A 13,838-nucleotide genomic window follows, 5' to 3' on the forward strand; every position below is an offset into this window, starting at 1 on the left:
CGAACCGCCACCGAACCGCCCCGCCCCGATCCGACCCCGGACGGGACGCCTCAGCCCAGGTCCAGTTCCGGGCCGTACATGTCCAGCCACAGCGCCAGGTCCAGCGTGCGTTCCATGCCGCGGCGCGCGGACTGGGTGACGACGGGGCCGGTCGTCTGGGTGGTACGGCGGACCTTGTCGCGGTCGAGGAGGTCGAAGACGGGGTGGGAGGGGCGGGAGAGGAGGTCGTGGACCTGGGACTGGAGGGCGAGGCCGTAGCCGGGGTCCTGGGTGGAGGGGTAGGGGCTCTTGACGCGGTCGTAGACCGAGCGCGGGAGGAGGTCGGCGGTGGCTTCGCGCAGCAGGCTCTTCTCGCGGCCGTCGAAGGACTTGAGGGACCAGGGGGTGTTGTAGACGTACTCGACGAGCCGGTGGTCGCAGAACGGTACCCGGACCTCCAGGCCGACGGCCATGCTCATGCGGTCCTTGCGGTCGAGCAGGGCGCGGACGAAGCGGGTGAGGTGGAGGTTGCACATGCGTCGCATGAGGTACTCGAAGTCGCTCTCGCCGTCGAGGCGTTCGACGCCGGCGACGGCCGTGCGGTATCCGTCCGCGATGTAGCCCTCCAGGTCGAGGGACTTGGCGAGGTCGGCACGCAGGACACCCGTGTCGTCGCCGAAGTGGCGGCCGAAACTGACGAGCCAGGGGAAGGTCTCGGCGTGCCGGGCCTCCTCGTCGAAGAACTGGAGGTAGCCGCCGAAGACCTCGTCGGCGGACTCGCCCGAGAGCGCCACCGTGGACTGGTCGCGGATGGCGCGGAACAGCAGCAGCAGCGAGGCGTCCATGTCACCGAACCCGGCCGGCAGGTCGCGCGCGCGGATGACCTTCTCGCGGGCGGCGGGGTCGGCCAGGGACTGCGCGTCCAGGACGATGTCCTGGTGGTCGGTCCGCGCGAGCCGGGCCACGTCGTGGACGAAGGGCGTGTCGGGCGTGCCGCGCAGCTCGTCCGCGACGAAGTTGTCCGCCTGACCGGCGAAGTCTACGGCGAAGCTGCGTACCTTCTCCCCCTGCTCACCGAGCTGCCGTGCGGCCAGCGCGGTCATGGCGGAGGAGTCGAGGCCGCCGGAGAGCAGGGTGCAGCGGGGCACGTCGGCGACGAGCTGGCGGCGCACGATGTCGTCGAGGAGGGAGCGGACGGTGGCGATGGTGGTGTCGCGGTCGTCGGTGTGCGGGCGGGTCTCCAGCCGCCAGTAGACGCGGGTGCGGAGACCGGAGCGGTCGACGGTGACAACCGTGCCGGGCTCGACCTCGCGGATGCCGTCCCAGACGGCGTGCCCGGGCGTCTTGATCAGGGTGAGCAGCTCGCGCAGGCCGTCCAGGGTCACGCGGGGGCGGACCAGCGGGTTGGCCAGGATGGCCTTGGGTTCGGAGCCGAAGAGGACGCCGTCGGACGTGGGGTGGAAGTAGAACGGCTTGATGCCCATGCGGTCGCGGATCATCACGAGCTTGTCGTGGCGGCCGTCCCACACCGCGAAGGCGTACATGCCGTTCAGCCGCTCGGCCACCCTGTCGCCCCATTCGAGGTAGCCGCGCAGGACGACCTCGGTGTCGGAGTCGGTGGTGAACCGGTGGCCGCGGTCGAGGAGTTCGCGGCGCAGCTCGGTGAAGTTGTACGCCTCGCCGGAGTAGACGAGGGCGACGGTGCCCTCGGGTGTGCGGACGGTCATGGGCTGCCGGCCGCCGGGGAGGTCGATGATGGCGAGTCGCCGGTGTCCCAGCGCGGCGGGGCCCTCGGCCCACGTGCCGCGGTCGTCCGGTCCACGGCAGGACATCGTCTCGGTCATCGCATCCAATGCGGAGTCGTCGGCCGCGAGGTCACGGTCGAAGGAGACCCATCCGGTGATGCCGCACATGCGCTGCCTCCTGCCTCCTGGCGGCAGCCGCCCTCGCGCTCACCTGCACTTTCCGGGTGGCGTGGGAGAGACCGCCGAACCAGTTGTATCGAGCACCTATATGACGAGCGTCCGCCTCCGGGCCGCCGGGGTCAACGCGTCCGTAACACCCACGACCCATCTCCCTCACACCCCGGACACGATTTCAGCCGCCCTTTGCCAAGGCGAAAGCACGCGAGCGGGGCGAGTTCTGCCCGAGCGCCCCTCGGGCACCCCGGATCAGGCCACGGGCAAAAACTTCCCCAAGCGCCCGGGGAAACGCGCCTTCGCGAAGAGAAACGGGGCGGCCGCCTCGTGCGAGGACTCCGGGGCGTCCGCAGAAGGCGCGGACGGACCCGTGTCAGACGATCCAGCGAGGTCCGCCACGCGCCCGCGCCGAGGGCGACACGCCGTCGGCGCGGGCGGCGGCCATACGGCGTACGGCCTCGCGCAGGGTCTCGGGCGGCAGGGTGTAGGGGATCCGGAGGCGCTGCTCGAAGACGCCCGGGTCGGCGGCGAAGCAGGAACCGCTCTCGATCCGCACCCCGTGGTCCAGGGCACGCTCGGCCAGCATCGGGGCGATGGGCTCGCCCAGGTCGACCCACAGGGACAGACCGCCGGGCGGCAGTCGCCAGGTCCACTGCGGAAGATGCTCGGACAGCGCGGCGGCCAGCGCGGACCGCTGCTCCCGCAGCTCCCCCAGCCGGTGTGCCACCGGACCCGCGCCCCGCGCCAGGAGGGCGACGGCCAGGAGCTGGTCCATGACCGAGCCGCCTACGTCGGTGGCGATCCGCCGGGCCACGAGTTCCGTGACCAGCTGCGCCCCGGCACGTACCCACCCGATGCGCAGACCGCCCCAGTGGCTCTTGCTCATCGAGCCGATGGTGACGACCCGCCCGCCGCCGCCCCTCGGGGCCCGGGCGGCGAAGGGCGGCGGGGCGGGCACGTCGAGGGCGAGGTCGCTCAGCGTCTCGTCGACGACCACCCAGGTGCCGGACCGGTGAGCGGCACGCAGCAGGCGGACGCGCTCCGCCTCCGGCATGAGGACTCCGGTGGGATTGTGGAAGTCGGGGATCAGACAGGCCAGCCGGGGCACCGCCTGGTGGAGGGTCGACTCGGCGATCCCGATGTCCCAGCCGTCGTCGGTCACCGGCACCGACACGGGCCGCAGCCGGGCGTGGCGCATGGCCTCCAGCGCGTTCGGATAGGAGGGGCTCTCGACCATGACCCGGTCACCCGGGCCGCACAAGAGTCCCAGCACCAGTGTGAGCGCGTGCTGGGCGCCGGAGGTCACCAGGATCTGCTCCGGCACCGTGGCCAGGCCCCGCTCGGTGAAGCGCCCGGCGATGGCGGCGCGCAGCTCGGGCAGGCCGTAGGGGTGGTAGCCGGGGGTGTGCGCATGCGCGGTGAGCTGGGGGGTGATCTCGGCCAGAGCGTCGGCGAGCGTGTGTTCCGGAAGGCCGGGGGACGCCCTGGCCAGGTCGATCACGGCGTCCGCCGGTGCGAGGAGCCTGGTGACACCGCTGGGGGTACGTCCCCGCGGCAACGCGGTCCAGGTGCCGGAGCCCTGACGGCTGTGCGCGTAGCCGCTCTCGCGGAGCAGGTCGTAGACCGCGGTGACGGTGGGGCGGCTGGTGTGCAGCGCGGCGGCCAGCTCCCGCTCGGCGGGGAGCCTGACATGCGGCGCGATCCTGCCGTCCAGGATCAGCGTGCCGATCGCCCGCGCCAGGTGCCGGTACGCGGGTCTCGCCCCGGCCGGGTCGGGCAGCATCGCGGCGAGCTGCCGGCCGCCGAGCCTCCGCTCGACGCGACGTGACTGGTCCCCGGGCCGGTACGGAGTCGAGGAGGCCATACCACTCTCCCGCAATTGGCCATGCTGTCGAAGCCGCTCAGCGTACAGACTCCCGTGCCATTGGCCTGAACAGCCTGTACCAACGGAGGCATTGGCATGGAACGTCCCGAACTCGACCGCCCGCGCCCTCGCGATGAGGGTCCCCCGTCCGGACGACGATCCGCCACCCCCGGCGAGCGTATGCCGACAAGCCCGCCGCCCGCCGCGCACCCGCTGACATACGTGCCCCTCACCGAGCGGCCGCTCCGGCGCGTTCCCCAACTCTTCATCGGCCTGGCCCTGTACGGCTTCAGCCTTTCGCTGCTGGTCCGCGCCTCCCTCGGGGTCAATCCCTGGAGCGTGCTGTACGAGGGCCTGGAACTGCACACCTCCCTCAGCTTCGGAACGATCAGCGCCGTCGTCGGGGCTGCCGTCCTCCTGCTGTGGATCCCGCTCCGGCAGCGGCCGAGGTTCGGGACCTTCGCCAACATCGTCGTGCTGGCCTGCTCCTCGGACCTCGGCCTGTCGCTCATCCCTCACCATCTCGGTCTTCCGGTCCGATGGGCGTTGCTGGCCGGAGGCGTCCTGCTCAACGGCTTCTCGGTCGCGGTCTACGTGGGTGCCCGTCTCGGGCCGGGTCCCCGGGACGGTCTGATGACGGGAGGCTCCGCCGCGACCGGGCGTTCCATCCGGTTCGTCCGCACGCTGATGGAGATCGCCGTACTCGTCCTGGGCTGGCTCCTCGGAGGCGGCGTGGGGGCGGGCACGGTGCTCTACGCCCTCGCCGTCGGCCCGGTCACCCAGTTCTTCGTGCCATGGTTCGCCTACCGAGGAGCCGAGGCAGAGGTCGCGGACGACGCGCCGCCCGCGGTTCACTCCACCTCCTGATCAGCCTCCGGAACGTCCGTCTCCACCTCCACCGCCACCTCCACCGCCGAGCACGGCCGCCCCACGCACGTCAGGGCAGACCGGCCACGTCGCGATGCGCAAAGGCTCGGCGCTCACGACGATGTGACCGGTCGAAGGGCCGGATTCTCACGCGTTGCCGGTTCCGGGCAATGCTGGCTACGCTCCGGTTGATCAACACCGGCAGGAACACGTCAACGGTGTGCGCAACGAATGGGGGCACGGTGTCTGAGCCGGACACGGCCGGATTCCTGGGCGGGTACGCCCGCACGCTGGCCGAGGTGTCCGCCACCGGGCGCAGGCTCACCCGGGAGGAGCTGGAGGAGCGGCGGGCGCTCGGGAAGCGGGCCGCCGAAGCCGGACACAGTCTGCGCGCTCTGGTGCGCGGGCATCTCGCGGCGGCCCGCGCGTCCTGGCCGGCCGGGACGCCGGGGAGCGCGGTCGGCGGGGTGCTGGCCGCCGTCGAGCAGGCGGTGGACGCCTTCGCGGAGGGGTACGAGCGGGCGCAGCGCCTGGCGGTACGTCAAGAAGAGGCGGCTCGGCGGGAGTTCATCGACGACCTGCTGTACGGCCGCAGTGATCTCGGGCGGCTGGCGGAGCGGGCCGAGCGGTTCGGGCTCGTTCTCTCCCACGCTCACGCGGTCGCGGTGGCCGAGGGGACGGACGCGTACGACGACACCTCCCCCGCCACGCGCCGGGTGGAGGCCGCGCTGATGGCGCGGTTCGACCGGCGGCACATCCTGCTCACGACGAAGAACGGCAAGCTCATCTGCATCGCCCCCGGCGACGAGGGCGAGATCCTGGACCGTTTCGCGGAGCAGGCGCGGTGGGGGACCGACTGCGTACGAGTGGCGATCGGGCGGCCCCGGCCGGGTCCCGGCGGCGTCGTGCAGTCGTACGAGGAGGCGCTGAACACACTCGATCTCACCGAGCGGCTGGGGCTGGCCGCTCCGGTGGTGCGTGCCGCGGATCTGCTGGTGTATCCCGTCCTGGCGCGGGACCGGCAGGCGATGGCGGACCTCGTGCTCAGCGCGCTGGGGCCGCTGCGGGAGGCCCGGGGCGGTGCGGAGCCGTTACTGCGCACGCTGGAGGCGTACTTCGAGTCGGGGTGCACGTCCGCGGCGGCGGCCCGCCGGCTCGCGCTGAGCGTGCGCGCGCTGACGTACCGGCTGGACCGCATACACCAGTTGACCGGCGCCAACCCGGCCGATCCCGTGCACCGGTACACCCTGCAGACCGCCGTCATCGGGGCGCGGCTGCTGGGCTGGCCCGGGGAAGAGCTGTAGGGAGGCGGAGCTGCGAGGAGACGGACGGGCTCGTCGGAGCCGGTCGTCGCAAGGACCCCCGCGACGACCGTCGAAGACCGGCGACAGGACGAGCGGCACGACCCCCGTGTTGCCCGGTCCGAGAAACCGGGCCCTGCGTGCCGTCCCCCTCTCGCCCCGTCGCCGGTCTCCGGCTCGGCCGAATCCTGGCACAGGGGCGGAGGGCTTCTCATTGCCTGGTTCCGGCAGTTTTCACGCTTCTTTCGTGCCGCCCTCCGGCCGCCGTCGCGGGGCTCGCCCGTCGGGGGTGTTCAGCCTTCGCCGCCGCCCAGGCTGCGGATGATCGCGGCCGAGAAGGCGTCCAGGTCACCGGGGTTGCGGGAGGTGATCAGCGTGCTGCCGCCGGTGGTGTCGACGACTACCTCCTTGTCGTGCCAGGTCGCGCCCGCGTTGGTGAGGTCGGAGCGCAGCGAGGGGTACGAGGTCAGCTCGCGCCCCTCGGCCAGCTCGCTGTCCACCAGCAGCCAGGGACCGTGGCAGATCGCGGCGATGGGCTTGCCGTCGCGGGCGAACTCGGCGACGAGCCGGCGCGCGGTCTCGTCGGTGCGCAGTTGGTCGGCGTTGAGGGTGCCGCCGGGGACGATCACCGCGTCGTAGTCCGCCGCCGACACCTCGTCGAGGGTGGTGTCGGGGGTGACCCGCTGTCCGGGGTCGTGGTCGGAGACCAGGGTCTGCACCGGTTCCGCGCTCTGTGCCGCGACGACGACGTGGGCGCCCGCGTCCAGCAGGGCGGACACCGGCTTGACCAGCTCGTCCTGCTCGGTGCCGTAGTTCGTGGTGAGCACGAGGACGTTCGTGTCTTGGATCGCCATGGTCCGGCCTCCTCCAGGGGGGTGCGTGTTCTCGCCCCTCCGGCTGCCCCTGTGGAGACGGTTCATTCGGATACGGAAGGATTCCGGGACGCACGCGGGTGGGGCCGCGGTGCGCGTCCCGGCCCCACCCGCGTCCGGTCAGCGGCTCGCGCGGTAGTAGGTCACGTCCCAGTGGGAGCCCTCACGGGCGTAGACGTTGCCGTTGGGCGACCGGTACTGCTTGGCGTGGTCGCCCTTGCGTTCGCCGATGTAGCGGAACTTGTGGGTGATGTACGAGTTCACGCACGGGGTGAGCTTGATGTCGACCTTGTAGCCGTTCCAGTGGCTGTACGTGCCGGAGGCGTGCCCCTTCTCCGTGCCCGCCGTGAGGGTGACGGCACACTTGGCGGCCCTCTTGAAGTCGATCACGCCCGCGACCGTGCTCCTGTTGATCTTCTCGAACGAGGTGCACCTGCGGTTGGTGCGGTCGGTGCAGCGACCGGACGACGTCCAGGCGACCCCGGCCCGCTTGAACTGCTGCGCGGCGGCGGCCTGGGAGTACTTGGCGGGTGCGGCGGCGGCGTCCGGCACGGTCGCCGCCAGCAGACCTCCGGCCAGCAGCGCGGCCGATGCGGTGAATGCGACGGGACGGGCCATACGTCGGCTCATGGGAAGTTGCTCCTGTCCTGGGCGTTTTCCGTTACGCCCGAGTCACTTCCCACCGGCCACGGCCGCGACTCCGGCCCCAGGGGGCGCACCGGGGTGCGACGGGGCGCCCTTTTCCGCTCAACCTCTTCTTTCACCGGTGCGGGTGTGCCAGCGCGGATCCTCGGCCGCTCTTCCGGGGATCCGCGCTGGAGAATGTGTGGCCGGTTTTCGTTGTCCGTGGCCGAGATCCACCTTCCACCCGGGCGTCGGGGAAAGTCAAAGAGGGATTTCCGAAGACGCGATAGGGGGTGTTTATCGGTGCTGAGCGGGCCGCTAGATCGGCTGCGGCTCGAAGTCCCAGTACGGCCGCGCCCGCGAGCGCATATAGCGGGTCTGGTCGTGGTCGGGGCCGTGGCTGGCGGCGAGGGTCATGAGGGCGACGCGTTCCAGCGCGGCCGCCTCCTCCGCGCGGCCCAGGGCGCGCAGGTCGAGGGCGAGACCGGCGCGCAGGTTGGCGGAGAGGACGTGGTGAGCGCCCATGGCGGGAATGGCGCGGCCGAGCGCGTCGCGGCCGAGGCGTTCGGCGCCCTCCACGTCACCCAGCGCGGCCAGCGCGGCCGCGCTGTTCATGGCGCAGCCCAGCGACCAGACGTGGCCGCGTCCGATGGCCGCCTCCAGTTGCCGCGTCGACTCGTCGGCGAGACGGGCGGCGGCCTCCGTCTCCCCGTCGTCCAGCATGAGCAGGGCGAGGTTGTTGCGGGCGCCGATGGCGTACGGGTGCAGGGTGCCGAGCCGGGCGGCGTACGCGCGGGCGGTGGACTCGGCCAGTCCGCGCGCCTTGGTCCGCTCGCCGAGGACGCGCAGCAGCATCGCGTAGTCGAGGTTGACCATGAGCACGTCGGGGTGGTCGGCGCCGCTCAGCACGATGAGCCGTTTGCGGGACTCGCGCATGATGGCGCGGGCCCGCTCGAACTCGGCGTCGCGCCTGAGGCACAGGGCCAGGTTGTGCTCGGCCAGCAGGGTCTGGCGGTGGGCCTCGTCGAGGGTCCTGCGCAGTTGGCGCACGTTGTAGTCCTGGAGGCTTCTGGCCTCGGGGAGTCTGCCGAGCAGGCGGAGCATACGGGCGGTGTAGTAGCCGGACTGGAGGGTGCGCCGGGCCCGGCCGCCGAGAAGGCCGACCCGGCGGTCGTAGACCTCGCGGTGCAGGGCGCAGGACTCCTCGTAGTGACCCTGGAGACCGAGGGCGAGCGCGAGGTTGGTGCGGAACTGCAGGGTCTGCGGTATGTAGCGGTCGCCGAGCCAGTCGGTGGCGTTCTGCGCGGCCTCCTCGTACAGGGCGCGGGCCTCGTCGTAGCGGCCGCGCGCCATGAGGGTGGCGCCGAGGCCGTCCTTGGCGCGCAGCAGTTCCAGGCCGCTGTCGGTGCCGGCGTCGCCGAGGATGCCGAGGATGCTCCGGTCGGTGCGCTCGGCCTCCTCGTAGCGGCCGAGGCCGCGCAGCATCCTGGCCTCCTGGTGGGCGGCGGCGAGGACCCGGCTGTCGGTGGGTGCGGAGGTGTCGCGCCAGCGGTCGAGGATCCGGTGGGCCAGGTCCCAGCCGTCCTGGTACTCCCCGCGCACGCGGAGGTAGTCGAGGCAGTTCAGCAGGAGCTGGCGTACGTCGCCGTCGTCGGAGTCGAGGGCGCCGGAGGGTTCGAGGTGGGGCAGGATCTCGGCGTAGCGGTGCCAGTTGCGTGGGGCGCCCGGCTCGCCGGGGTCGGAGGCGACCAGGACGCGGGCGGCGGTCGCGGCGTACTCGCGTTCCGTCTCGGGGGTGAGGCTCGCGCGGATGAAGCGGCGGAAGCTGCGGTGCATCCGCAGGGAGACGATGCTGGTGCTGTCCTGCCGGGACTCGGTGGCGAACTCCACACGCATGGAGGCGAGTTCGGAGATGGTGAGCAGGGCCGCGTCCCAGTTGCCGGGTTCGGCGACGGATCCGGCGAGATGGGCGGGCAGATCGCTGGGGCGGGCGGCGCGCAACAGCGGGACGGGCAGCATGTCGGGCGAGAAGAAGGTGAGCAGGAGCAGCAGTTCGTGCACGGCCGGGGAGCGCGCGGCCAGGGAGGCGAGGGTGTTCGCCCATACCTGGCGGTGGGCCGGGGGCGCGGCCACGGGGGTCTCGGGGCCGGGTTCCGCGGGTTCGCCCGCCCTGATCGAGGTCAGATAGTGGGGGATGTCGGCGGCGGGATGGGCGTCGATCCAGGCCGCGCTCTGGTCGATCACGAGGGGGAGGTCCCCGAGGGCGGCGGCGAGTTCACCGGCCTGGGCCTCGGTCATCCGGGGTGCGCGGCGGCAGGCGAAGGCGACGCTCTCGTCCCGGTCGAAGGGCGGCAGTTCGCGCGGCCGGGCGCCGTGCCGGGACCAGGCGGTGTTCTGCGCGGTGAGCAGGATCTGGCCGCGGCCCTCGGGGAGCAGCGGGGCGATGCCGTCGATGTCCTCGGCGCCGTCGAAGATGACGAGCCAGCGGCCCTTCTCGTCCTTCTTCAGGGCGTCCTGCACCGCCTCGATCTGCCCGGTGAGCTGGTCGCCCTCGCTCAGCCCGACCTCGCGGGCGAGCGCGGCGAACCCTTCCCGGGCGGCGGCCTTGGTCGCGGAGGGCACCCACCAGATGAGGTCGTACTCGCTGGCGAACCGGCGGGCGTACTCCCCCGCCGCCTGGCTCTTGCCGACGCCGGGCGGTCCGTGCAGCAGGACGCGGCGGCCGTGTCCGGCGTTGAGGGTGTCGTGCACGTCGTTGAGCAGGACCTCGCGGCCGGTGAAACGGGGGTTGCGGCGGGGGCTGTTGGTGACGTCCGGCGGGTCCTCGGGGTAGCGGGGGCCCTCGTCCTGGCGGCTGTAGGGGGTGCTGGGCCGCAGGCCGACCTCGGCGAGGACCCGGCGCCTGGCCTCCTCGGGGCCGATGCCGCGCAGGGTGACGGCGCCGAGGCTGACGGCCTCGTCGGGCAGGGCGCGGGTGGTCACGGTGACGGCGCCGACCCGGTCGTGCAGCCGGGGCATGACCCGGCGCAGCACCTGGGCCCACTGCTGGTTGCGTCCGGTGTCGAAGCGCAGGTACCAGTCGTCCAGGACGAGCAGGACGCGTCCGGGGCGGGCGAAGAAGTCCTCCAGGTCCGCCATGCCGGGCAGGGGGCTGAGCGGGGACCAGCGCACATGGGTGACCGGGCAGTCCTCCTGCCCGAGCACCCAGGCGATCCACTGCGCCCAGCCGTTGCTCACCCCGGCGTAGACCAGGGAGACGGGCGGCGGGGTGGTCAAGCGCCCTGCGTTCATGGGCAGACTCCCGGGAGGCGGTGGCGGAAGGCGGCGGCTCGCTTCCGATCGAGCAACAAATACCCTGATTTGTCAACGAGTTGGCATACGAGTTGACGCGCCGGGGGTTTTGGAGGCGCGCTCACAGCGGCTGCGGTTCGAAGTCCCAGTACGGGCGCAGCCGTCGCTGGGCGTCGCGGGTGTGCGGGTGCTGGGGTCCGAGCGTGTCGCCGAGGGTGCGTACGGCCTCCCGTTCGTGGGTCGCGGCCTCCTGCGCGCGGCCGAGGGCGCGCAGGTCGTCGGCGAGCGCGGTGCGGGCCGACAGGGTGAGCGGGTGGGCGGCCCCGAGGGTACGGGCGGCGCCGCGCACGGTGTCGCGGCTGAGTTCCCAGGCGCCGTCCACCTCGTAGGCGAGGCTGCGGGCGCCGCTCAGGTTGAGCGCGCAGCCGAGGGTCCAGGGGTGGTCGCGGCCGACCGCCTCGGCCATGTCGTGGTGGACCCGCTCGGTGAGGTGCAGGGCGAGCCGGTGGTCCCCGGTGTGCACGACGGCCAGCGCGAGATTGCCGAGGGCGCCGATGGTGTACGGGTGCCGGGGCCCGAGCAGTTCCTCGTACCGCCGGGCGACCGACTCGGCGGCGCGCAGGGCACCGCTCAGCTCACCGTGCTCTCTCAGGAAGGTGGACTGGTCGGCCTCCACCACGAGGGTGTCAGGGTGCAGCGGGCCGAGCACCTGGGCGGCGCGCCGGACGGCTCCGGCCAGCCGCTCCCCCGCCTCGGAGATGTCCCCGGCCCGGCGCCGGGAGACGCCCAGCTGGTGGTCGGCCATGATCGACTGCGGATGGCGTTCGTCGGAGGTCTGGCGCAGGGTGCGGACGATCTGTTCGAGGCGGGAGACGGACTCGGGGTAGTCGCCGAGCAGCCGGATGAGCCGGGCGTAGACGGTGCCGGAGTGCAGGGTGAGGTGGTGGCGGGAGCGCAGGCGGCGCTGCCGTATCTGGAGGACGTCGCGGTGGATGGCGCGGGCCTCGCCGTAGCGGCCGAGCAGAAGCAGGGCGAGGCCCTGGTTGTGGCGGGCGGCGAGGGTCTGCGGGGCCTCGGTGCCGAACTGGTCGGCGAAGCGGGCGGCTGCCTCCGTGAACAGCTCGCGGGCCTGCGGGAAGCGGCCGAGGGCGAGCAGGGTGCTGCCGAGTCCGTCCTTGGCGCGCAGCAGTTCGGGGTGGTCGTCGGGGCGTACGGCGGTGAGCTGGGCCACGACCGAGCGGCCGAGTTGTTCGGCCTCGGTGTAGCGGCCGGCCAGCCGGAGCAGTCCGCCGAGTTTGTTGCGCAGGGCGAGCAGGGCGCCGTGCGCGGGGTCGAGGGCGCTTTCCCAGTGGGCGAGGACCTCGTCGCAGAGCCGGAGCGCGGTGCGGTACTCGCCGCGCAGGCGCAGGTATTCGACGCAGTTGAGGACGAGTTCCTGCACGGCCTGGCGCGGGGAGTCGAACGCCCCGGCGAAGCCGAGGTGCGGGATGAGCAGGGCGTAGCGTTCCCAGTCGCGGGTGTCGGAGGGGCGCCGGGGATCGGCGCCGACCAGCACCTGGCAGGCGGTGTCGGCGTGGGCCCGGCGTTCCTCCTCGGTCAGCGACTCGCGCAGGAAGCGCTGGTAGAGGCGGTGCATACGGACCTGTTCGACGGCCGGGTTCTCGGCCAGCTCCTGTTCGTAGTCGAGGCGTACGGCGGTGTACTCGGAGAGCCTGCGCAGCGCGAGGTGCCAGGAGCGGGGGTCGCGGACGAGGGCGTCCAGGGCCGGGGGCAGGTCGCCGTAGCGGACCTCGGTGAGCAGGCGGACGGGGATCTCGCCGGGGGCGAAGAAGGCGAGCAGGTTGAGGAGTTCGGCGGCTTCGGGGTTGCGGGCGCGCAGGGTGCCGAGGGTGGTGGACCAGGCGGTGCGGAAGCCGGGCGGGTAGGCGGTGTCGTCCGGGTTGTCCGGGCCGGGTTCGGGGGTGGCGCGCAGGGTGCCGAGGTAGTCGGCGGCGGGTACGTCGTTGGCGGCGAGCCAGGCGGCGGTCTGGGCGAGCAGCAGCGGGAGGTCGAGGACGGCGTCGGCGAGTTCGTCGGCCTCCTCGGTGGTGAGCCGGGGGACGCGGCGGCGCACGTAGGCGACGCTCTCGGCGCGGGTGAAGGCGGCGATGTCCGTGACGCGGGTGCCGGGCACGTCCGTCCACTCGCGGGTCCCGGCGGTGAGCAGGACGTGGGCGCGGTGGTCCGGGAGCAGGTCGGCGAGCAGGGCGGGGTCCTCGGCGCCGTCGAAGACCAGCAGCCAGCGGCCCGGGGCCACGGAGCGGGCGGCCTCGTGCACGGCGCGGATGCGCTCCCCGATGCGTTCGCCGACGGGCAGGCCGAGGCGGGGCGCGAGCGCGGCGAGGCGTTCGCGGGCCTTGGCACGGTGGGTGGCGTCGATCCACCAGACGACGTCGTACTCGCTGCCGAAGCGATGGGTGTACTCGACGGCGATCTGGGTCTTGCCGGTGCCGCTGACGCCGTGCAGCACGATCCGGGTGCCCGCGTCGGCGTGGTCGGCGTCCCTCGCGGTGAACGCGGCGCGCAGGCGCTCCAGTTCGGGGTCGCGGCCGGTGAAGCGGCCGTTGCGGCGGGGGGTGTCGAAGACATCGGGGGGTTCGTTGGGGAAGCGGGGCGCGGTGGGACTGCGGGGCAAGGGGGCGGTGTCGATGGACAGTTCGCGCAGCACCCGGCGCGCCGCCTCCTGTTCGTCCAGGTCGTGCAGGTCGGCGGGTTGCAGCAGGGCGACGGCGCGGGGCACCGGACGGGTGGCGACGGTGACGGCGGCGAGCCGGTCGGCGTGGCGGGGCACGGTGCGGCGCAGGACGCGGTCCCAGTCGTGGGCGGCGATAGGGCCGAGGCCGAAGTACCAGTTGTCCAGGACGAGAAGAAGCCGTCCGGGGGTGTCGAGCAGGGTGGCGAACTCGTCCTCGAAGGGCACGTCCACGCGAGGGTCGAAGCGGTCCAGGGTGACGTCGAGGCCGCGCGCGGTCAACTGGTGGGCGATCCAGGCGGCCCACGGCCGGTTGTACCCGGCGTAACTGATCGTGATGTGACCCATGTCGGGCCCGCTCCGGCTGTCCATGCGCCTGCTCCCCTCGTG

At 72.7% G+C, this 13,838-nt stretch carries 8 protein-coding genes; 2 read left to right on the forward strand and 6 right to left on the reverse strand.

The window, feature by feature from the left end; genetic code table 11:
- Positions 1-50 precede the first annotated feature (50 nt).
- Positions 51-1,892, reverse strand: a complete 1,842-nt coding sequence (asnB, locus tag ACWEEU_RS22025) for an asparagine synthase (glutamine-hydrolyzing) (RefSeq protein ID WP_451734415.1) — start codon at positions 1,890-1,892, stop codon at positions 51-53.
- A 379-nt stretch (positions 1,893-2,271) separates the two neighbouring features.
- Entirely contained in the window at positions 2,272-3,762 is a 1,491-nt protein-coding gene (gene yczR, locus ACWEEU_RS22030; protein WP_451734417.1) for a MocR-like transcription factor YczR, read from the reverse strand.
- A gap of 180 nt (positions 3,763-3,942) precedes the next feature.
- On the opposite strand from yczR, the gene yczE reads away from it, so the two are divergent.
- Together yczE and ACWEEU_RS22040 are read left to right on the forward strand one after the other, a co-directional pair.
- Entirely contained in the window at positions 3,943-4,629 is a 687-nt protein-coding gene (gene yczE / locus ACWEEU_RS22035) for a membrane protein YczE (protein WP_451734419.1), read from the forward strand.
- 242 nt (positions 4,630-4,871) lie between these two features.
- A complete protein-coding gene (locus ACWEEU_RS22040; RefSeq protein ID WP_385740794.1) occupies positions 4,872-5,933 on the forward strand; it encodes a PucR family transcriptional regulator in 1,062 nt (353 codons plus the stop codon).
- A 290-nt stretch (positions 5,934-6,223) separates the two neighbouring features.
- Here the strand turns inward: ACWEEU_RS22040 and ACWEEU_RS22045 are convergent, their stop codons facing one another.
- The 4 genes from ACWEEU_RS22045 to fxsT (ACWEEU_RS22060) form a co-directional block, all read right to left on the reverse strand.
- Complete coding sequence (locus ACWEEU_RS22045) at positions 6,224-6,784, reverse strand: type 1 glutamine amidotransferase domain-containing protein (RefSeq protein ID WP_451734421.1); 561 nt, start codon at positions 6,782-6,784, stop codon at positions 6,224-6,226.
- Positions 6,785-6,922: 138 nt separating this feature from the next.
- The gene (locus tag ACWEEU_RS22050; protein WP_451734423.1) at positions 6,923-7,432 is read right to left on the reverse strand and encodes a hypothetical protein; all 510 of its coding nucleotides are present in this window, start codon (positions 7,430-7,432) and stop codon (positions 6,923-6,925) included.
- Positions 7,433-7,744: 312 nt separating this feature from the next.
- Positions 7,745-10,717, reverse strand: coding sequence for an FxSxx-COOH system tetratricopeptide repeat protein (gene fxsT / locus ACWEEU_RS22055; protein ID WP_451734425.1), 2,973 nt, complete (start codon positions 10,715-10,717; stop codon positions 7,745-7,747).
- A 121-nt stretch (positions 10,718-10,838) separates the two neighbouring features.
- A complete protein-coding gene (gene fxsT / locus ACWEEU_RS22060) occupies positions 10,839-13,820 on the reverse strand; it encodes an FxSxx-COOH system tetratricopeptide repeat protein (RefSeq protein WP_451734427.1) in 2,982 nt (993 codons plus the stop codon).
- Positions 13,821-13,838 lie beyond the last annotated feature (18 nt).

This window comes from Streptomyces sp. NPDC005004 (genome assembly GCF_053600675.1).

Bases quoted from the DNA above. Each gene is read 5' to 3' on its own strand.
- asnB (WP_451734415.1), bottom strand. From the start codon at position 1,892: ATGTGCGGCATCACCGGATGGGTCTCCTTCGACCGTGACCTCGCGGCC.
- yczE (WP_451734419.1), top strand. From the start codon at position 3,943: ATGCCGACAAGCCCGCCGCCCGCCGCGCACCCGCTGACATACGTGCCC.
- fxsT (WP_451734427.1), bottom strand. From the start codon at position 13,820: ATGGACAGCCGGAGCGGGCCCGACATGGGTCACATCACGATCAGTTAC.
- ACWEEU_RS22045 (WP_451734421.1), bottom strand. From the start codon at position 6,784: ATGGCGATCCAAGACACGAACGTCCTCGTGCTCACCACGAACTACGGC.
- yczR (WP_451734417.1), bottom strand. From the start codon at position 3,762: ATGGCCTCCTCGACTCCGTACCGGCCCGGGGACCAGTCACGTCGCGTC.
- ACWEEU_RS22050 (WP_451734423.1), bottom strand. From the start codon at position 7,432: ATGAGCCGACGTATGGCCCGTCCCGTCGCATTCACCGCATCGGCCGCG.
- fxsT (WP_451734425.1), bottom strand. From the start codon at position 10,717: ATGAACGCAGGGCGCTTGACCACCCCGCCGCCCGTCTCCCTGGTCTAC.